The organism is Acidithiobacillus albertensis (genome assembly GCF_001931655.1).
GTDB lineage: Bacteria > Pseudomonadota > Gammaproteobacteria > Acidithiobacillales > Acidithiobacillaceae > Acidithiobacillus > Acidithiobacillus thiooxidans.
Genome location: NZ_MOAD01000001.1, coordinates 2,575,513 through 2,596,862 on the forward strand (window position 1 = coordinate 2,575,513; position 21,350 = coordinate 2,596,862).

General features: G+C 54.0%; 16 protein-coding genes. 13 read left to right on the forward strand and 3 right to left on the reverse strand.

Annotated elements, in window-relative coordinates:
* The first annotated feature begins 33 nt into the window (after positions 1–33).
* From BLW97_RS13275 to BLW97_RS13300, 6 genes are all read left to right on the forward strand, one after another.
* On the forward strand, positions 34–882 hold the full coding sequence (locus BLW97_RS13275; protein WP_075323394.1) for an MbnB/TglH/ChrH family RiPP precursor modification enzyme: 849 nt from the start codon (positions 34–36) through the stop codon (positions 880–882).
* A complete protein-coding gene (locus BLW97_RS13280; RefSeq protein ID WP_075323395.1) occupies positions 869–1,675 on the forward strand; it encodes an HvfC family RiPP maturation protein in 807 nt (268 codons plus the stop codon). The genes BLW97_RS13275 and BLW97_RS13280 overlap by 14 nt, the downstream gene beginning before the upstream one ends.
* Positions 1,668–5,129, forward strand: a complete 3,462-nt coding sequence (gene recC, locus BLW97_RS13285; protein WP_075323679.1) for an exodeoxyribonuclease V subunit gamma — start codon at positions 1,668–1,670, stop codon at positions 5,127–5,129. Before BLW97_RS13280 ends, recC begins: the two co-directional genes overlap by 8 nt.
* A complete protein-coding gene (recB, locus tag BLW97_RS13290) occupies positions 5,126–8,719 on the forward strand; it encodes an exodeoxyribonuclease V subunit beta (RefSeq protein ID WP_075323396.1) in 3,594 nt (1,197 codons plus the stop codon). The genes recC and recB overlap by 4 nt, the downstream gene beginning before the upstream one ends.
* Positions 8,716–10,680, forward strand: a complete 1,965-nt coding sequence (recD, locus tag BLW97_RS13295) for an exodeoxyribonuclease V subunit alpha (RefSeq protein WP_075323397.1) — start codon at positions 8,716–8,718, stop codon at positions 10,678–10,680. Before recB ends, recD begins: the two co-directional genes overlap by 4 nt.
* A gap of 70 nt (positions 10,681–10,750) precedes the next feature.
* Positions 10,751–13,867, forward strand: coding sequence for an EAL domain-containing protein (locus BLW97_RS13300; RefSeq protein WP_075323398.1), 3,117 nt, complete (start codon positions 10,751–10,753; stop codon positions 13,865–13,867).
* A gap of 46 nt (positions 13,868–13,913) precedes the next feature.
* Here the strand turns inward: BLW97_RS13300 and msrB are convergent, their stop codons facing one another.
* Positions 13,914–14,342, reverse strand: coding sequence for a peptide-methionine (R)-S-oxide reductase MsrB (msrB, locus tag BLW97_RS13305; RefSeq protein WP_075323399.1), 429 nt, complete (start codon positions 14,340–14,342; stop codon positions 13,914–13,916).
* A 3-nt stretch (positions 14,343–14,345) separates the two neighbouring features.
* Positions 14,346–14,939 (reverse strand): peptide-methionine (S)-S-oxide reductase MsrA, encoded by a 594-nt coding sequence (gene msrA / locus BLW97_RS13310; RefSeq protein ID WP_075323400.1) that lies wholly within the window; start codon positions 14,937–14,939, stop codon positions 14,346–14,348.
* On the opposite strand from msrA, the gene BLW97_RS13315 reads away from it, so the two are divergent.
* Positions 14,932–15,630, forward strand: a complete 699-nt coding sequence (locus tag BLW97_RS13315) for a DUF4337 domain-containing protein (RefSeq protein WP_242947811.1) — start codon at positions 14,932–14,934, stop codon at positions 15,628–15,630. The genes msrA and BLW97_RS13315 overlap by 8 nt on opposite strands.
* Positions 15,631–15,784: 154 nt before the next feature.
* The gene (locus BLW97_RS13320) at positions 15,785–16,633 is read left to right on the forward strand and encodes a thioredoxin fold domain-containing protein (protein WP_226860562.1); all 849 of its coding nucleotides are present in this window, start codon (positions 15,785–15,787) and stop codon (positions 16,631–16,633) included.
* Between the two features lie 53 nt (positions 16,634–16,686).
* On the opposite strand, the gene galE is transcribed toward BLW97_RS13320, so the two are convergent.
* A complete protein-coding gene (galE, locus tag BLW97_RS13325; protein ID WP_075323403.1) occupies positions 16,687–17,652 on the reverse strand; it encodes a UDP-glucose 4-epimerase GalE in 966 nt (321 codons plus the stop codon).
* A gap of 165 nt (positions 17,653–17,817) precedes the next feature.
* Here galE and BLW97_RS13330 point away from each other — a divergent pair, with 165 nt between their 5' ends.
* The 5 genes from BLW97_RS13330 to BLW97_RS13350 all read left to right on the forward strand — a co-directional run bounded on the left by BLW97_RS13330 (position 17,818) and on the right by BLW97_RS13350 (position 20,565).
* The gene (locus BLW97_RS13330) at positions 17,818–18,594 is read left to right on the forward strand and encodes a bestrophin-like domain (protein ID WP_035210251.1); all 777 of its coding nucleotides are present in this window, start codon (positions 17,818–17,820) and stop codon (positions 18,592–18,594) included.
* A 224-nt stretch (positions 18,595–18,818) separates the two neighbouring features.
* Complete coding sequence (locus BLW97_RS13335; RefSeq protein WP_010639395.1) at positions 18,819–19,073, forward strand: AbrB/MazE/SpoVT family DNA-binding domain-containing protein; 255 nt, start codon at positions 18,819–18,821, stop codon at positions 19,071–19,073.
* A complete protein-coding gene (locus BLW97_RS13340) occupies positions 19,073–19,411 on the forward strand; it encodes a type II toxin-antitoxin system ChpB family toxin (RefSeq protein WP_075323404.1) in 339 nt (112 codons plus the stop codon). The genes BLW97_RS13335 and BLW97_RS13340 overlap by 1 nt, the downstream gene beginning before the upstream one ends.
* Before the next feature lie 238 nt (positions 19,412–19,649).
* Positions 19,650–19,988: a hypothetical protein gene (locus tag BLW97_RS19140; RefSeq protein ID WP_143214884.1), complete on the forward strand. Its 339-nt coding sequence runs from the start codon at positions 19,650–19,652 to the stop codon at positions 19,986–19,988.
* A gap of 349 nt (positions 19,989–20,337) precedes the next feature.
* Positions 20,338–20,565, forward strand: a complete 228-nt coding sequence (locus BLW97_RS13350; protein WP_065974831.1) for a hypothetical protein — start codon at positions 20,338–20,340, stop codon at positions 20,563–20,565.
* Positions 20,566–21,350: the final 785 nt, after the last annotated feature.

Here is a 21,350-nt window from a genome sequence, read left to right on the forward strand (position 1 = left end):
TCAGCCCACTCAGCGCTGCCTGAAGCCGCATAAATGACGGGAGCACATGCCGCCGCCAACCTGCCTGATAATGCCATTGGCCTTGGACTGCGCAGGGAGTTTCTGGACGACTTACTGGCCCATGCCCAGAGTGATATCCATTTTTTTGAACTGGCTCCGGAAAACTGGATTGGCTTTGGTGGCCGCCCGGAACAGCAGCTCCGTCAGTTGACGGATATCTATCCTTTTATTTGTCATGGTCTTTCCCTATCCATCGGCGGACCGGAACCGCTTGACATGAATCTCCTGGAAGCCGTGGGCGACTTCATGCAAGAGCACGGCATTCAGCACTACAGCGAGCATCTGGCTTTTTGCTCTGACCGGGGTCAACTTTACGATTTATTGCCCCTGCCGCTGACGGAAGAAATGCTGGAATATGTCGCGCAGCGGGTGATGCAGGTCCAGGATTTCCTGAAAATGCCCTTGATTATCGAAAACACGGCCTACTATGGTGATTATGCACACAGCACCATGAGCGAGCAGGACTTTCTTTTGGGGCTGCTGGCAAAATCTGGCTGCAAGCTGTTATTGGACCTCAACAACCTGTATGTGAACAGTTGCAATCATCACTACGATGCTTTGGAATTTATGCAGTGTTTGCCCGTAGAACGCATCGTTTATCAACACATCGCCGGACACCAGCAGCATGTGAACGGCTGGCTGATTGATACCCACGATGCTGCTGTGGACCCTGCCGTATGGAAACTGCTGCAACACAGTCGGGAGCAATTTGGCCCCAAGCCCACTCTGCTGGAATGGGATAACCAAATCCCACCCCTGACGGATTTATTGCGCGAGGCCCGAAAAATTGCACCGCAAACAGCAGCTCATGCAGATTTCTGATACGCCCAATGAACAGGACCGGCTCAGGATACTGACTGCCCATCTGCGCAACCCGGCCCAGCAACCCTGTCCAGGATTTATGGATGCCCAGGCGGTAGATCTTTACCGGGAACTGCTGGTGGGTAATTTTGATGCCGCCCTGCGTGCCTGTTTTCCTCTGTGGATTCGCTGCCTGGGTGAAGCCCGATATCTGCTCCGGCGAGATGAGTTCATTGCTGAACATGCCTGTCGCAGTCCGTTTTTTCGACAGATTCCCGATGAGTTTATGGCTTATCTGAGTCAAAATTCGCAACGTCTTCAGCAGGATCTGCCTTATGCTCTGGAACTGGCGCACCTGGAATGGCTGGAACTGGCTCTGGGTGTTGCCCAGACCGACACACTCCCCGAGCACAGCGGATCAGAGGCGCAGGATCCCTGGACCACCCCGCTACGGCTGAACGCGGTTCATGCGCTGGTTCAGTATGCCTATCCTGTCCAGCAACTGATATTGCGGCCAACATTCTCCGCAGCCCCCGTTCTCGACCCGAATCCGGTTTCCCTGTACCTTTATCGGGATCGGGTCGACGCTGTCCAGATGCTGGAGCCTGATGCCTTGAGCCTGCAAATACTGGTCAGTCTGGATGCAGACCCGCAATCTGGAAGCGCCATCTTCCAGCATTGGCAAGACCACGGGAAGATTGACGGGAATGCCCAAACAGTTGCCGAGCAAATGCAGGGGCTCCTGCGCCAGATGCTGGATCTGCAGATGATCGACTTGGTGAACAGCAATGACTGCCGGACCTTACATGACTGAAACATTGGCCGGCTCCCTGGAGCCTGGTTTTATTGTCCTCCAGGGCGACCGTCTGGAATGGCTTCGTGATGCCGTCCTCGAATGGCTGCGCAATCACCCGCTGCAGCCTCTCGAAGAAGAAATTTTTCTGGTCCAGAGTAACGGCATTGCCGAATGGCTGCAGTGGACCCTGGCAGAGCACGAAGGGATTTGTGCGGCCGTCAAGGTCATGCTGCCGGGACGTTTTCTCTGGGACAGTTACGTCCGGGTACTGGGCCGGGAGCAGGTCGCCAGTCGTTCTCCTCTTGATAAACAGGCACTTACCTGGCGACTGATACGGCTGCTTCCGCAGCTGCTATCCACCCATGATTTTGCCCCCCTGCAGCATTATCACAACGGCAACGGCAGTACTGCCATGGAACGCCGCTGGCAGATGGCCGCGCAAATTGCCGATCTTTTTGATCAATATCAGGTTTATCGCAGTGACTGGCTGCAGGACTGGGCTGAGGGCCGGGATACGTTGCGCAACGCGCAGGGACAAACCGCCAGCATACCGGCAGATCAGCGTTGGCAGTCTCGACTCTGGCAGGCTGTCCAGCAGGATCTGCTGCTACAGAATCAAAGCGCTATCATGGGCCGGGCCGAAGTGCACCAGGCTTTCATAAAGGCCATGACAAACGGAGTAACACCGCGTCCGGCCCTGCCCCGCCGGGTCATCCTGTTCGGGGCGGCCACCCTGCCCGAACAGAGCCTGAGCGCTCTGGCGGCACTGGGGCAAAGCATGCAGATAATTCTCGCAGTACCCAATCCCTGCCGTTTTTATTGGGGAGACATCATTTCAGGGCGGGAACTGCTCCGCCGCGAACGCCGTCGCCAGCCCCTGCGCCAGGATCGGGACCTGAGCCAGATAGCTCCCGAAAACCTGCACAGTGAATGTAATGTGTTACTCGCCCAATGGGGTCGCCAGGGTCGGGATTTTCTGAACATGCTGGAGCAATGGGATGATACCCGGGCCAGACAAAGCGCGCTGGCCATCCCGCGTATTGACCTGTTTAGCGAAGACCGGGGCGAGACCCTGCTCAGACAACTGCAGGTACTGATCCGCGAGCAGGAAGTCATTACTCCGGAACACTGTCAGCCGGTCTGCGAAACCGACCATTCCATCGTTTTTCACGTCGCCCACAGCGCCCTGCGCGAGTTGCAGGTTCTCCATGACCAGCTACTGGACCATCTCGCCACCGGTTCCATGCAGCCTCGGGATATCATTGTGATGGTCCCGGAAATCAGCCGCTTTGCGCCGCTGATTCGTGCCACTTTTGATCAGTACGATCGCGAAGATGCACGCTATATTCCTTACCATATTGTGGATTTGCAGGCCCGGGAAGAATCCCCCCTGCTGCAGGCACTGGACTGGTTGCTGCAATTACCGGAACAGCGCTGTCAGCAAAGTGAAATCCGTGATCTGCTGCATTGCCCGGCCTTCCGTCGACGTTTTGGCTTGGAAACCGGTGATCTGCTCCTGCTCGAATCCTGGCTTGAAGAATCCGGGTGGCGCTGGGGTTTATCGGCAGAACATCGCCACGCATTGGGTATGTCCTACTGCGGCGCGCAAAATACCGGCGCTTTTGCCCTGCAGCGGCTGAATCTCGGTTATGCCAATGGCCATGACAGTCACTTCGCCCATATCGAGGCCTACGGCGAGGTCGGTGGGCTCGACGCAGCACTGCTGGGTCCTCTCAATCAGATGCTGGAACGTCTGGAAAACTGGCAACACGCTCTGAGTACGGCGCGGAGTCCGCAGGCCTGGGCTGAAGCGGCCCGGTTGTTGCTCGCCGATTTTTTCAGTGCCGAAGACGCAGATGACGCTGAAATCATGCAACAACTGGACGCCGCCCTGCAGCAGTGGCTGGAAGATTGTGCCCTGGCGGATTTTGCCGAAGAGCTGCCCCTGGCAGTATTTCGCGCCAACTGGCTGGACATGCTCAACCTGCCGGAATTACATCGTCATTTTCTCGGTGGTGGAGTCACCTTCTGCACATTGCTACCCATGCGGGCGGTTCCCTACGCCATGATCTGCCTGTTGGGCATGAACGAGGAAGACTATCCGCGTCGCAATCCGCGCCCGGATTATGATTTGATGGCCCTGGCGGACATGAGTCGTCCGGGTGACCGTTCACGCCGGGATGATGATCATTACCTGATGCTGGAAGCCCTGCTGGCGGCACGGCAAATCCTGTATATCAGCTGGACGGGTCGGGACCCGCGCAATAACCAGCCGCGCCAACCAGCCTTAATGATCAGCCAGTTACGCGATGCCATCGCCAGGGGCTGGCCGGATAAATATCCCGCCGACGACCCCGCGCCCGAAAAAAACCGACTGCTCCGCCGCATCACCCTGGAACACCCGCTGCAGGCTTTCAGCCGGAAATATCTGGAGCATCCACAAAAATACCGCACATGGGCGCGCGAATGGTTCCCTGATCCGGAAGAAGAAGCCCGATCTGATCTGGCCCAGCCCGTTCCGGCACTTGCCGTTCCGGAAACAGCGACCAGAACCCTGAGAGATTTCATCGAATTTTTCCGTTGTCCGGCACGCGCCTTTTACCGGCAGCGTCTCGATACATTTTTTGGGGATGCGCCGGCTGACAGCGAAGACAATGAAACTTTTGTCCTGAATGGACTGGATCAATACAGTCTGCTTAACGACGTACTGGAAGCGGCAACAACTGTGGAATCGACGGAAAATCTGCTGCCCATTGTGACGCAAAAAATCGCCGCACAATTGCGCAGTGGTCAATATGCCTTCGGGATTCTGGGACAGCGGCAGGCGGAAACCTTGCGCAGCAGCGCCGTGCCCATTCTCAGCGTCTGGCAAACCCTGATGCAAAGCTGGCAGCCCGACCATCAACGCCATGCGCTTTATCATGAAGCGGGGCATGTGTTGCTGGATGACTGGCTGCCGCCTTTGTATCTGGATGCCGACCAGCATCGGGCTTTTCTGCAGTGCCGTGCCAGTCGCCTGCTCCATGATAAAAACCAGATTCAGGCTGACAAAATGGCGGATATTTGGATACAGCAATTATTGGCCGCAGATTTGGGTATTGCCAGCCGCGCCATTGTGCTGGGCAAGGATGCCGTGATCCACAGCACCCAGCCCATTGCAAATGCCTCCGACATTCTCAAAGAACTGCTGGATTTCTGGGGAGAAAGCCTCCTCCAGCCCCTGCCCGTCACCCTGAAAACAGCAGTGGCCGCATTCCACAACGCCAACCCCGCTGCAATCTATGAAGGGAATCAGCATAGCGACGGAGAAGTACAGCGTTACCCCGGCCTGGCCCGGGACTATCCGGATTTTGCCCGCCTGAGCAGCCAGCGCTGTGGGCCTCGCCAGTGGGGCTTTCAGGAATATGCCGAAGCCCTGTACCGGCCCTTTGCCGACTGGCTGGAAAAACTGGAAGTGGAGCCACACGCATGAGTACGGCGCTAAACCCTCTGGAGATGCCACTCTGGGGCAGTCGTCTCATCGAAGCCAGTGCTGGCACCGGAAAAACCTGGACCATTGCGGCATTGTACCTGCGCCTGATTCTCGGTCATGGGCAGGTCGGTCAGCCTATTCTGATGCCGCTACTCCCCGAAAACATTCTGGTGATGACCTTCACCCGGGCCGCGACCCAGGAACTGAAAGAACGGATCCGCCAGCGTCTGCAGGAGGCTGCCGCGTATTTTCGTGATCCGGAGCAGCAGCCAGCTGATCCATTTTTGCAGACCTTGTCAGAGGACTATGCAGAGCCAGCCGCACGTCAGCATGCCGCCTGGCGACTATCTCTGGCCGCCGATGCCATGGACCAAAGTGCCATTTTCACCATTGATGCCTGGTGCCAACGCAGCCTGCGCGAACACGCCTTTCTGACCGGCAGTGATCTGCGCGAAAGCCTGCTGCAGGACGACAATGATCTCCGCGCCGATGCCATCCGCGACTTCTGGCGGCAGGAAATATATCCACTCCCGGAACACCTGCTGGAGCCGGTGCTGGCGGTGTTTGCTGATCCCGATCAGGTCCAGAGTAAAATCGTTCCGTTGCTTGGTAATGGTGCGACTTTTGGCCAGCCTTCCCGGCCTCTGCAGGCACTGCTGTCGCAATCCATAACGGCGCTGCAACAGCAGATTAAAATGTTAAAACAACGTTGGTCTGATCAGCAGGCAGACTTGCGTAGCTACATCCTCCAGATTCTGAATGGTCCGAAGGCAGACAACCCGCTCAATGGCGGAAAATACAAACCCGAAGCCATGGAAGCGGTTTTCGAAGCCTTGCAGGACTGGCTGGATAGCCCCGAACAAATCCTGCCCGCCAATCTGGAGAAATGTCAGTTACTCCGCGCCAGCAGCCTCCAGAAAAACTGCAACAAAGGTCGATCTATCGAAGTACCGTCTTCGGCCCGGATACTGGAAGCCGTTCTTGACGAACTGGAGACCCCCAAAGCGCAACTCCAAAAAATTCATCATGATATTCAAAGCCATGCTGCCGCCTGGATTCAGCAACGCCTGGAAACCCTCAAAGCCATGCATCATCAGGTCAGCTTTCACGATTATCAACGTCGCCTCGCCGACGCGCTGGGTGATCCGGCCCGGGCCGAACAACTCAAAAGCCGTCTGCAAAATCAGTATCCGGTGGCCATGGTCGATGAATTTCAGGATACCTCCAGCCTGCAATACCGGATTTTCGACGCCATTTACGCCACGGCAAGCAACACCCCCGAGCGCCTCCTGCTGCTCATTGGTGATCCCAAGCAATCCATTTATCGTTTTCGCGGCGCCGACATCCAGAGTTATCTGCAGGCACGACGCCTGACTGCAGGCCGGCACTACCAGCTCGACACCAATTTCCGCTCCAGCAAGCCACTGGTAGCCGCGCTCAATGCGCTCTATGCCGAAGCCGAAGCAGAACTATCCGAAGGCGCATTTGCCTATGCCAAAGCGGGTGCAGACAATCCTTTGCCCTACTGGCCCGTCCAGGCCAAAGGCAAAAACGCCTACTGGCAACTCGACAGGCAACCCGGGCCCGCCCTGACCATCTGGTCCGCTGCAGAATCTCTCAACAAAGCGGATTATTTGTACCATGCCGCCGAACAGGCAGCAGAATGCATTGTCCAGATACTCGCTGATCCTGAAACCGGTTTTCGCCAGGAAAACGCTAAACAAATACGACGGGTAAGCGGGAGAGACATCGCCATTCTCGTGCGTGACCGTCATGAGGCTGCCTGTATCCGCGAAGCCCTGCAACGGCGGCGCGTACGCAGTGTTTTCCTCGCGGAAAAACAATCTGTATATGACAGCCCCGAAGCACAGCAACTGCTGCTCTGGCTGGAAGCCGTTGCCGATCCGGAAAACACCCAACGCCTGTGCGTCGCTCTGGCCCTGCCGCTGCTCGACTTGTCCCATCAGGATCTGGATGCTTTCAATCGGGATGAAAATGCCTGGGAAGAACAACGGGGCAATTTTCAGGACTTGTCACGCAGATGGCGGCGTCAGGGCGTTTTGACCATGTTGCATCACAGCATTCATCACTTTGCCATAGCCCGTAAGCTGTTGCGCCACCCTGATGGAGAACGGCGCCTGACCAATCTCCTTCAGCTTGGCGAACTCCTGCAAAGCGCCAGCGCCACCCGCGAAGGACCTGAGGCGCTGATTCATTTTCTCCGCGAGGCCATCGCCGCTGGCCATGATCAGAGTGATGCCCACATTCTTCGCCTGGAAAGTGATGCCGAGCTGATTCGGGTCGTCACCATCCACGCCGCCAAAGGCTTGCAATACCCTCTGGTTTTTCTGCCGTTTATTGCCACTTACCGGAAAGACAAGGCTGAGGATTATCAGGTTCAGGTCGAAGGGGATGGCGCAGCGCGCATTATTTGGGAGCGGGGCGACTCAGAGGCGACGGAACGCGCCCGCCTGCAGGAAGATTTACGCCTGCTGTACGTGGCGCTGACCCGTGCGGAATATGCCCTCTTCCTGGGACTGGCGGCACCCAGCACCGCTAAATCGCCCATTTTTGACCACAGCGCCATCGCCTATTTATTGGGGCATCAGCACCACCATATGGCCTTGCCCGAGCTGCTCAACCGCCTCCAGAAAAATGCCGCACTCAGGGAAAACCTCCAGATCCACCCCCTGTCTACGGAAATCCCGGTTACCCCCTTGGTCGCCAGCACCAGCAATACGCAAAGCCGGATTCCCGATTATCATGGTCACTTCGATAAAACCTGGGGAGTAGGCAGTTTTTCCCTGCTGGTGCGTGATCTGGCCTCATCTGCCCTGCCCAGTGCACGAAGTGCCCGCCAAGGGGCCAGCTGGCACCAATACCCACAGGGAATGCGTGCCGGAACTTTCCTCCATGACCAACTGCAAGCGCTCGCGGGGCAAGGGTTCGCCACTGTTGTGCAAAAGGGCAGCACCTCACGTATCGCCCGGGCCTGTGAACAGGCGGGTCTGTCCGACTGGGCAGAAGGCACCCTGGAATGGCTGCAAGCCATCGTCCGGACGCCCCTCACGGCATCCGGCCTGAGCCTAGAAAACCTGCAGCACTATCAGAGTGAAATGGCTTTCTGGTTTCCCGGTGCCGCACTGCGCAGCCGGGAACTGGACCAGCTCTGCACTGACCAGATGCTTCCCGGAATGCAGCGGCCGCGCCTGCCGGATCGTGTTGTCCACGGCATGATGCGCGGCTTCATGGATCTGGTATTTGCTGATGCCGGTCAATATTTTGTCATGGATTACAAATCCAATGTCCTCGGCAGCGAGGATCAGGATTATCATGAACAGGCCATGCAGCAGCAGACCCTGCAACATCGTTATGAACTGCAGGCCAGTCTCTATCAACTGGCCCTGCACCGTTTGCTGCAGCAGCGTCTGGGCCGGAATTATGATCCGCAAGCACATTTGGGGGGTACCCTCCTGTTCTATTTGCGCGGACTGGAAGGACCGCAACGCGGAATCCTTCATCTGCCCGCCAATCTGGCACTGATTGAAGAGATGGACCAGTTGTTTGCGTCCGGAGAACGCGCATCATGAGTCAGGCTACTTGTCATACCAATCCCGAAGCCATTCTCCAGCTTTTGCAAGACTGGACGGAAGCGCAATGGTTGAGAGCCCTCGATCTGAGTTTTGCGCGGTTTCTGCTCAGCTTGGAACCCCAGGCACCGGCCCTCTTGCCGCTGGCGGCAGCCCTGCTCGCCCGCCTGGAAGGCGAAGGACATACCTGTTTGCAGCTCGAACTTTTTCTGCATGAGCCCGATCGCTTTCTCAGCGGAGCACCAGAACTGATCACGGAAATTCGCCATATCCTCGCCGCATGGTCCCAGCCGCAACAATGGATGGATATTCTCAGCACTTGCCGGGTGGTGGAGCAGATCGACCGCACTCAACCAAAACCTCAGGACGACGACAGCGAAACGCCCCTGGTGCTGGATCAGGGCTGCCTGTATTTGCGGCGCTACTGGCGCGATGCCCAGTGCATCGCCCGGACACTAACAGAACAGGTCAGTCGCAGGGCGCTCAATCCCGTCCCGGCAGACACACTCAAACCGCTGCTGGCACAGCTTTTCCCCGCAGACACTTCAGGTTCGCCGGAAAATCTTCCCTGGCAGAAAATTGCCTGTGCGCTGGCCATGCGTGGCCGCTTCACCATCATCACGGGTGGCCCGGGTACGGGCAAAACCTACACAGCAGCGCGCCTGATGGCCCTGCTCATGGCGCAGCACAACAGTAGTTCATTGCGGATTGTGCTCGCCGCACCTACCGGCAAGGCCGCCGTGCGCATTAATGAATCCCTGCACAACGCTATTGCCCAATTGCCGCCGCTGGGTCAAGAGGATCTGGCGACCACCTTTGCGCGCATCGGTCCGGCGCGCACCCTGCACAACCTGCTCGGCGCACGTCCCGGAACCCGACGGTTTCGCCATGACCGCCAGCACCCCCTGGATCTGGATGTGCTGATCGTCGATGAAGCCTCCATGATTCATCAGGAAATGATGGCCGCCCTGTTGCGTGCCCTGCCCGAACATGCCCAACTGATTTTGCTGGGAGATCAGGATCAGTTGGCTTCCGTCGAGGCGGGCGCGGTACTTGCCGATCTTTGCAATCATACCGGGTCCTACGACAGTGCAACCTGCACCTGGCTGGAAGAGACTTGCAACTGCACGCTGGAGGCAGACCGCCGCTCTACCAATCCTCTTGCCAGCGGAGTGGTGCGACTGCAACGCAGTCATCGCTTTAACGCCGGAATTGGCGCGCTCGCTGACGCCGTGCAACAGGGACAAACGTCTCTTGCTATCCAGACACTCCACCAGGAAGCCGTGCTCGAGTGGTACGAATCCCCAGAAATTGCGCAGATTCTGCAACTGGCGGACAGCCACTCAGGCTACCGGCCACTCTGGGAAAATATCCGCCGGGGGGGCGGCAAAAATATTGAGGAACACGCCCTTTGGGTACAGCAGATTCTCGAACAATATGGTGCATTCCGCCTGCTGTGCGCCCTGCGCCAGGGGCCCTGGGGCGTTGCCGGAATCAACCAGGCCATCGAAAACCATCTGCAGGAAACCGGCCTCCTCAAAACCCAAGGGCTCTGGTATGCCGGACGCCCCGCCCTGATTACCCGCAATGATCCCCAATTGGGACTTAGCAATGGTGACATCGGTATTGCTCTTCCCGATCCGCAAGGCAAGTTGCGGGTTTACTTTCCCGGCAACGACCCACTGCCTCGCGCCATTCTCCCAAGCCGCCTCAAATACAGCGAAAGCGCCTGGGCCATGACTGTACACAAATCCCAAGGTTCAGAGTTCCAGCACACGGCGCTGATTCTGCCGCCGCAGGATAGCGCGGTGATCCGCCGGGAACTGTTATATACAGCCGTTACCCGGGCCCGCGAGAAATTCAGCTTGTTTGCCACGAAGGCTGGCCTGGAACAAGCCATCACCCGCAGAACCCTGCGCATGAGCGGCCTGTTGTCAGCTTTGCAAAATTCAGCTAATTAACACAACAAATTAAAATACGCACAGACTGCTCATGGCCCACTACCCACTCTAGAAAAACCCACAGGAAAGCATGTCCAGTCCATTCCCCCTTAAATCCCGTAAGTTACTCAGTTCACTGCTTCAGAACCGGCAGGCCGATTTTTCGGCTGCCATTGCCCAGGCGGTAGAACAGTTTTATGCAAAAGTAGCGGAATACCCCGAATTGGAGATTGTACTAAAGCGTCTGGGTAATGAACGAGTCTCCCGACTGAAAGCAGAGCAATGCAAACATTCCTTGTCGCTGCTGTTACCAGACGATGATGATGATTTTGCGCTGCGCTCACAGGAAATCGGCAAGATCCATGCCTTAATGGGCATTCAAAGTGAGTGGCTGATCAACAGCATGGCCCTTTACAGTGACAGCCTGCTCGATCTGCTCAATCCCTTTTTTAAAGACACCCCCGAATTACGCGGATATCTGCTGCAAAGACTCGCCACCGATCTGGCCCGCCAATTACAAGGCATGGAAACCGTAGCTCTGGAAGAGCGCAAAATTCTTGAGGACATTGATCAATTGCTGATCAGCGAGGTCACTCCGGAAGAAAGTGTGCGGCAGATGATCAACAAGTTGATGACCATTTCCGGGCTGGATGGTGCATGGATCGGCCATTCTGAAGATGGCATTCACCTGCTCCGCGATCAGGTCAGTGGTGAAGCGTTGGAGGAATACCTGAACAGTGTTGAGATTCGTCTGGACGACAGTCCTTACGGCCAGGGACCCGCCGGAAAAGCCTGGCGCAGCGGCGAAATTGTGTATGTCGACGACTGGCTAAGCGATCCGATCACAGCCCCCTGGCAGGAACCCTCCCAAAAATATGGCTGGCGCTCCAATGTGACCATTCCCGTCAAGGTCAATGGCAAGCCTTATGCCACTATTGGTCTGTACAGCAAAATTCCGGGGTTTTTTCGTGTCCCTAATCGCCAGAACCTCATACGACACCTTGCCATCATGTTGGGCATCGCCATTGGTCGTCATCAACAACAAATACGCATCGATCGCTTAAATAGCCTCTATCGGGCTTTTCTCGCCGAAGGCGACATTCTGATCCGGGCCCGCTCCGAAACCGAGATGTTTCGCAAAACCTGCCAGCACATTGTGGAAGGAACCCTGTTCAAAACTGCTTACGTCATGAAGCCCGATCAGGCTAGCTGTTTCAAGGCCCTTGCTGGTGCCGGTACCGGGAGCGGAATTCTCGGTAATCTGGGTATCCAGCTATTTTCAGATCGTCCCAGCCTCTTGCGCGATACCTGGCAATCTGAACGCCTGCAATACCGTAATGATTACCGCAACGATCCGGCTTTGAGTGCCCAACATAATCTGATGGAACAACAAAACTGGGCCAGCGTCGCTACCATCCCGATTCGGCGTAACGGGCAAATCTGGGCGATTCTCGGTGTGACCAGCAGCGAAAAGAACATTTTTGACCAGGAAATCCTGGGCACGCTTGCCCGGGTAGGCAAACTGATTGGTTATGGCCTGGATGAAATGGATCTCAAAAAACGCATTGATCAGGAACGCATCACCCAGAGCTGGATGGCGCGTCATGATGCGCTCACCCGATTGCCCAATCGGGTGGCCCTTTTAGACAGAATTCCCGAAGCCATCCAGCGTGCCCAGCGTGAAGAAAAATTACTCGGTATCTGCATGCTCGACCTGGATGATTTCAAGCCCGTCAACGATCAGCATGGTCATGCCGCCGGGGATGTATTATTACAAAAAGTTGCTACTAGACTTGGGCAGGCACTTCGACAGACAGATTTTGTGGCCCGGGTCGGAGGTGATGAATTTGCTTTGATTCTGGAAAACATCCAGAACATGGAAGATGTTGAAAAAGTGATGTTCCGGATATCCGAGGCGCTGGAAAGACCCTATGTTCTTCCCGGTAACATCACCGTCAAAATTGGCGGAAGCCTGGGCATCACCATTTTTCCTTTTGACGAAGGGGATAGCGAAATACTGCTGCGCCATGCTGATCAGGCGTTGTATGCCGCCAAAGCCAATAAAACGGAGCGCGAACACTTTTGGGCCAGCTTCCAGGGAGAAGAAGTATTTTCTGGAGAAAGCAATCTGCCGTATTTGACACTGCTGCAGCAGGATGAAGGCCTGATTCCTTATTATCAACCGATTCTGCACCTGGCAACAGGTCGCATCATTGGCATTGAAGCCCTCGCCCGCCTGCGGCAAGGCACTGAGATTATTCTTCCCGACACGTTTATTCCCCATCTGGACAGCAGAGCAGCGCAAATGCTCACCAGCAGAATACTGCGTATTGCCACGCGGACAGCACAACAGCTTCATCTTGCCGGGTATCCTTTGGAAGTAGCCGTTAACATCCCTCCGGACGCCCTCTTTGCAGACAATTTTCTGCCTGAATTGCAGGCTATTCTGGCCGACAGTGCGCTGGCACCGGAACAATTAACCCTGGAGATTCTCGAAAATGGCGATTTTCTGTCCCTGCAACTGGCTCAGGAAAAAATCGCCACCATTCGTTCACTGGGGGTTCGTGTTGCCCTGGATGATGTGGGTAGCGCCTACGCCTCGCTGTTGCGCCTGAAAGAAATTGCCGTTGATGAAGTCAAACTCGACCAGTGTCTGGTCCGGGGGATTCCCGAGCAACCCGGAGATCTGATTTTTGTCGGCAGTATTGCCGCATTGGCCTTGTCCATGGGTTCGCGTTATGTGGTCGAGGGGGCGGAAACGCCGGAGACGCTGGATGCTCTGGCTGTTCTTGGGGTGGACTGCGTTCAGGGCTACGCCATTGCACGGCCCATGCCCGAACAAGCACTGCTACCCTGGCTTCAGGCCTGGACGCCAGAGCCACAAAACAATCAGCCTAAAACCCTGTTGGGTGCTTACGCCTCGCATTTGCAATTCGACAGCCTGTATCAGATTGCACCAGCGATTCTGGGCAAGCTTCCCAGCCTGGATGACGCGCATAATTGTCGTTTGGGAAAATATCTGGATGCCCACGGTCTCGCGGACTCCGCACTTGCAACGGCACATCAAGCCTACCATGCCTGCATTTCTCGCAAACATAGCCCTGAAGAAATCACCCGACTCAGAAAGAAAATGGCCGACAACTTTGCGGCCACGCACGACAACCTTCCCGAAAACCGGGCACGCATTCATCCTGAAAGCGACAGTTAGACAGGAAGCTTTTTGCTCCAATATCCCTTGCCTGTTGTTCTCGGACTCATCCTGCCTCGGGTTCAAACCGGAGGGCGGCGGAATTGAGGCAATAACGCAGGCCAGTGGGTTCAGGCCCATCCGGAAACACATGCCCCAGATGGCTGTCGCAGCGGGCGCAGCGGATTTCCGTACGCACCCGGCCATAGCTGGTGTCAGTCAATTCACGGATATGATCTGGGGCGAAAGGCTCCCAAAAGCTGGGCCAGCCGGTTCCTGACTCAAATTTGTTGGCCGAGCGAAACAAGGGCAGACTACAAAGCGCACACAAGTAGTTACCGGCCTCCTTTTCATGGAGCAGGCCTCCACAAAACGGCGGTTCCGTACCATGCTCAAATAACACGTGGCGCACCTCTGCGGGTAAATCTTTAGCCATTTCGGCACGAGTATTGGCATCAATGGAGGTCAAGTCATATCCTGCAGATGAAGTGGGCATTTCCTAAGACTCCTTGGTCTGTAAATACTGTGGAAAAGTATGCCGCAATTTTTCCACCTTGGGCAAAGCAACCGCGCAGATATAAGGTTGATCAGGATTACGGCGAGCATAATCCTGATGATAGTCCTCCGCAGAATAAAAGTTTTCCAGAAGAGTTACTTCAGTTACAATGGGTTGCCCGAATAATCCTGTCGCATTGAGTTCTGCAATATAATCGTTAGCCATCTGCCGTTGGGCAGCATTTACGGCAAAAATAGCCGAGCGGTATTGTGTCCCCACATCATTCCCCTGGCGATTGCGTTGGGTGGGGTCATGGGCCACGGCGAAAAAAACCTGCAACAGCCGGCCAAATGACAAACGCGCCGGATCAAAATAAATTTGCACCGCCTCGGCATGACCGGTCGTACCACTACAGACCGCCCGATAATTGGCTGTTTCCCGGGCTCCTCCGGTATAACCCGAAACCACCCGGGCGACCCCTTCCAGAGCAAGGTAAACAGCTTCGGTACACCAGAAGCAACCACCTGCAAGCACGGCCATTCCGGGCGTAGTGGCGTCTGGTTGCTCTCCTTGGGGAGCTGGTATTTGCATGACCATCAATAACCCTCCTGAATGCATTTCCGGGAAAGACCACAAAGCACTTGACCTGAACCGGCAATCTCATGAGCATAGCCGCAAATCAACGATTGACCAAGCTGGAGAAGTCATGAGCGGACATGGACTGCATAGCCACCCACCCCACGAAGAAATGGTTCATCATGCTGCCGGAGGCCATGGCGGAGAACGCCACAGCCTGAGTCAGTGGGTCGCCATATTTACCGCTATCCTCGCGGCATTTGGCGCCATTGTCAGTTATCAGGGGACCCACTTGATGAATGAGGTACTACTCCAAAAAAATGAAGCCGTTTTGGAAAAGGCCAAGGCTGCTGACCAGTGGAATTACTATCAGGCCGTCAGCACCAAGCTGCACATGATGGAGCTGGCCATTATTCTTGCCCCTGACAAAGCCGTCGGCTTTAAAGAAAAAATTGCAAAATATGAACAACAGAAAGTCAGCATTCAGCAAAGCGCCACGGAAATGGAGCAAAAATCTGAAGCGGCCAACCGGGAGTCGGCGCATCTCAACCGCCCCCATAATAATCTGGAAATTGCCATGATTTTTTTGCAAATTGCCATATCATTGGCTTCCATAACCGCGCTGACCAGACGTAAGTGGTTGTTTGCCATAGCAGGGATCAGTGCTGCCGGAGGCATTGGTCTGTGGATGAGTGCCATTTTTTTATTTTGATCCGGTCCCCGGTAGCCATTTCATACCCTGCAACAACGCACTCTGCCTTAGTAACGCTGATTGATCAGTTCTGACGGATCGGGATGCGACAGATAAGGGTATTTGCTAGGATGGTGACATTATGTTCAACAAATCAGCCTGAGGATGATAAGAAATGACGTTAAACAGACAGTTTCGCAACCTAGCATTACTCACAGGAGGCTTTTTGCTTGCAGGCTGCGCCAGCGTCACCACCTCCAATCTGAAACCGGCGGAACACCTGGTCCAGCAAAATTTCCACGATAAAATCCATGTCACCAAAGTCTTTCCCGGTCCCGTCCACAGCCTGACGGGTATTGTCGTTGAAACTGACCAGCACCAACAGGGCATACTATGGATGCTGTCCGACAAATATCTGTTATTGGGTCCGGTAGTAAATGCCCAGCAGGAAAACATCACCGGACATTATGCAGACAAGTACCTGCCTCAACCCGCCAAAGTACCTGCCGAAAAAATTGCGCCCGCAGCCTTGGCAGCACCGGGTTTTACCATAGGACATTCGGGACCGCTGATGGTCGTGTTCATGGATCCCAACTGTATTTTCTGTCATCTGCTCTGGGAATCGCTGCAACAACCGGTAGCCGAAGGCAAAGTCCGGGTAAAAGTGGTTCCTGTCGGCTTCCTCAAGCCTTCCAGCCCGGCCAAGGCGGCAACCATTCTCGCTGCAAAAAATCCTGCCGAAGCCTGGGCCAATAACGAAAAAGGCTTTGATTTGCATACCGAAGAAGGCAGCACCAAACCCCTGAGTCATATTCCTGCGGTCGACGAGGCGGCGGTCAAGACCAATACCCAACTGCTGCATCAGACCGGAGAAACGGCCACCCCCGCCCTGTTGTACTGCATTAAAACGGCCAAAGGGCTGGAAATGGAGATGAAGCACGGAATTGACGTGCACCACACGCCGGAGTTCATCCAGAAACTGGAGGGTAGTGTCGGTGCCCGGGGCTGCATCCCTGCTGCCTGAGTGCCATGCACATGAGTGCCTCGCGCCTGATTGCCTTGGCACGGAACGAGCCCTTAGCGGGTCTCCCAACGCCAGGCATCGGCGATGATGGTGGCCAGACCCGCATAGCGGGGCTTCCACCCCAACTGTTCACGGATTTTGCGTGAGTCCGCTACCAGGCGGGCGGGGTCCCCTGCACGTCGAGCTTCATCTTCACAAGCAATGGGCTTGCCCGTCACCTGCCGGGCAACATCAATGACTTCCTGAACCGAAAAACCGTTACCATTGCCAAGATTAAAAGCGCAACTGTCGCCTCCGGCGAGAAGATGTTCCAGTGCCAGCCAATGTGCTTCAGCCAGATCAGTCACATGAATATAGTCACGAATACAGGTCCCATCGGGTGTCTCATAATCACGCCCGAACACACGGATCTGGGTCCGTCGCCCGGAAGCGGCCTGTAATACCAGCGGAATCAGATGCGTCTCCGGATCATGACGTTCACCCAGCTCCCCATCAGGGTCCGCCCCTGCCGCATTAAAATAGCGCAAACAAGCAGCTTTGAGGCCATAAGCGCGATCATAGTCAGACAGCGCCTGCTCCACCATCCACTTACTCCGTCCATAAGGATTGATGGGATCTTTGGGATGATTTTCATCAATGGGCGTATATTGAGGTTCACCAAAAATCGCTGCTGTAGAAGAAAAAATAAATTTTTTGACATCAAATGCAACCATCACATCCAGAAGATTCAGCGTATTACTGACATTGTTCTGATAATATTTGGAAGGCTCCTGCACGGATTCTCCCACCTGAATATAAGAAGCAAAGTGCATGACTGCAGCAAATGAATGCGTTGAGAAAATCCGATTCAGCAACCGGGTATCCGCAATATCTCCATAAACAAAAGCGCCACCACAAACTGCATCACGATAACCACCAGAAAGATTATCCAGAGTCACCACCTCTGCCCCACCCTGAAGCAGGCGTTTTACCATATGGCTGCCAATATAACCCGCACCACCCACTACCAGAATTTTCATGAATTGCCTGCCTCTGTCAGATAATGCGTTTATTGAACAAGTAACCTTTCGGAGCTTTCGGACCAACTGTTCATTTTTGCTGTCTGGATTCTAGCGAAAAAGCACCGCATGGGGCAAACTATTCCCAAGTTAATCAGGCCTCTCCATATGTTTCCAAAGGACTTTATGAATCCGTCAACTTTTAATCCCTGGGTGTACTCTGCAGCATTGTTTATTGGTTTGATTTTATGTGTTTTTGTAGGCTTCCAACTCGGCAAAAGTAGTCGGGCCGACGGGGGTTCCGGGGCACTGAACGGAGCCGTATTCGGGCTTTTGGGATTACTGTTGGCGTTTTCCTTTTCAGGTGCCGCCGAACGCTTTCAACACCGCCGCGATTTGATTACCGAAGAAGCCAATGCGGTCGGCACCGCCTATCTGCGGCTGGATTTATTGCCAGCAGCACAACAGATGGCTCTCCGCCAAAAAATGCAAAAATACCTACAAGCCCGCCTGGAAACATATCAGCATATAGGTAACAACACCCCTGCAGCTCTGGACGCCTATCAACGTAGCGTTCAATTACAGCACCAAATCTGGACAGAAGCGATCCTCGCGGCCCAACACACCGGCAATACAGCCATATTAAGCCTGGTCAGTCGTGCACTGAATGCCATGTTTGATATTACCACCACCCGCATTGCCGCCACCCGAAGTCATCCACCAAAGATTATTGACTTCCTGCTTTTCGCACTATCCTGGATTTCTGCCCTGCTGGCAGGCTATGGCATGACCGAACACAAGCGCATCCCCTGGCTACAGGTCATCATTTTTTCCGCCGCGCTGACCGTCACCATTTTCGTGATTCGTGATCTGGAATATCCACGCCTCGGCTTCATCCGTGTCGACTCGGCGGATCAGTTACTGGTCGAAACCCTGCAGGGGATGCAGACAAGCGACACTTAAAGAATCATGCACAGTGCTCTTCACGGCTATCCCTCATTTCGTCAGGAAGCCGAAACACATTACCATCTCACTGCTATTGCGAGACTAAACCTGCAATGGACTGGATATGGAGTGACGGAAATTTCGGCGGTTTGTGGTTCAACCCCCTTCAAGTGGCCTCCCTTAGATTGCGCAATGGTTAATTTGAATCTACAATGTTTATTCGTCAAGCACAGGGGACGCGCATGAATCAGACCAAAATTCAGAAGTGGGGGCACAGCATGGCCCTACGCATACCTGCCACGACCATACGGAGTTGGGGCGTCGGCGAAGGTCAAGCAGTCTCATTGGAGATCGAAAACGGCGCACTGGTAGCACGACCAGCACAAAAGCGTTACACCTTGGACGAATTACTATCGCAGTGTGACTTTACTCAGCCCATAAGCGCCGAAGAGCGTGAGTGGATAGATGCGCCGTCAGCAGGAATCGAAGAAATTTGATGCGGTGGCCACGGCGAGGGGAGATTTGGCAGGCAAACCTCAGCCCGACATCAGGCCGTGAACAGCAAGGTCATCGTCCCGTGCTAATCGTATCGAGAGAAGCCTTCAATCGCTCTGGCCTGGTTTGGGTCTGCCCCATCACTCAAGGTGGCAATCAAGCTAGATTCGCGGGATTTGCAGTCTCTTTGATGGGGTCTGGAACAAAAACACAGGGGATAGTGATGAGCAACCAATCTCGCACCGTTGATCTTATGGCAAGGGACGGCAAGTTTGTCGAGATGGTCCCAGAGTCCATAGTCAACGAAGTGATAACCAGGATACAGGCCATTTTTGAGTGACAAAATGAATAGGCTCAGCGTAATGTCCCATAATTGGCACTTCTGGGTAGCAGAAGAACCGAGCAAAAACCGGGCGATCTGCCCTTCAGGATTTTTGGCCCACGAGACAGAACGGTGCATTATGTCCGGTAAGTCCGCAAGGAGGTCATTCAGTTTTTTACTGCACTGACAGTGCAGTCGAATTTACGTTAGACGTCCCAATCCCGTCCGCGATGCACATTCATAAGATACGTAAACCATGACACAGCTACCACCCGAAGCAGGCGGCTTCAATAGTGGTCTCTTTGAGCCGGATGATGATTGGATCGCTTCTGCCCCAAAGGAACTTCAAATCGCTGCTATGCGGCGGTGGTTTCTTGATCGCTACGAGGACCCTGCGAACGAAACGCCATGGGACGGCGAAGGCAAAGAATATGTATTTGTCTGGGGTGGTCCATACGACCCTGATGACGAAATCCAGAGCAGCTTTAACAATTTGTCTCGCGTACGCGACGTTATCCAACAATTCTCCAAGGGAAATCGAGGAGGAACTTGTTCGTCGCTTTCCGGTGTAATTGGGGGCCCTTCAGAACTCTGAATTTAAAGCACGTTAAGCATCTGGAGCCTAGTTCTGTGTGAATCTGTCCCAAAAAGATCAGTTTCGGATAAAAGCTAATCTTGTGTACAAAAGTAATATAAAAAGCATGATGGACATGCGCTGAAATTCGCACATCGGTTTTGATCATCCTGAAATCTGCAATATGTGGACCGAGGTCCCTGTAACCGATCCATCTGGTGATGGGACATACAAAAACTAGCAAATATAGGCTATGCAGCGACCTTAACGTACTTTAAATTACGTTTTCGTTCCATTTTAACTTCAGCCCCCTTTAACTATAGTTGAGGCAGTTGTATCATAAGCTGATATGGTCGACTAGGATAATTAAATGAAGGGAATATTTTGGAAAAAGAAAGAAATTAATAAAACTACCGAATCAAATGAATTCGCCGGGATCGACCCGTTTGAAATAGACGAGTGTGAATTGAATGAAGCTCAACGTGCTGAACTTTCGCGTATGCGTTTAGAGCGTATACTGGGTGACGTAAAAGAGCCATCATTAATTGAAAAAATTAGAGAGCGATTTGACGTACCGTTATATCTTATATTTGATTAATTCTTACCTTATTCGTTTTACATTGGCATACGGGCAGTTGTCATATGGTTTAGCTTGCAGATATCACTGCCCCAATATTACGGCCCACCCGCATTCGAATGGTTAGTCTCTTGTGATGATCTTATGGATAGTCCCGTTTTACTTCTGGATAAGCGAGGTTCTGGGTGAAGAAGGAAAAGAATTTTGCTGACTGATCGCACAGGTACGCTTTTAACTCGTTAGCCATAACAGAGGGTGGATCCCAACAAAGGTACAAAAGGTCCCACAAGAAACTCTGCAATAGCCTGAATTCACAAGGGCCACAAGCATTCTGGCATCCCCCGTGATTTCTCCTGTCTCGGACCATGGGTTTCGGGGAAACACTCTGTATGTTCTTAAAACGGTCGTTTTGAGAATGCGTCGTGCCACTCCCCCAAATGGGCGTATGGGTGCCAAAGAATATCCGTTTTCCTTGTCCCGAAACTTAAAACCCCTTACGTTTTCGTCAAACCCATTAAAGAACATAAAGATACAGAAAACAGATCTCATTTCATTGGTGACGTGATTGACCAACAGGGGATCGGCAGGACGGCCTTCTAACGCCATTTTCCAACAGATCCGGAAAGGCGCTCAGGAATGAGCGTTCAGCAGAAGCTTAACTGGGGGGGGGCTAAACCCTGGGACTTTTGGTACCTTTGTTAGGATGAACCCAAGGATTGGCTTTCAGTGTAACGTGGGGACTCAGCAGACGCGAAAAACACCATGAAATTGTTACGGTAACGGTTATTTAACAGCCCCCCCCCCCC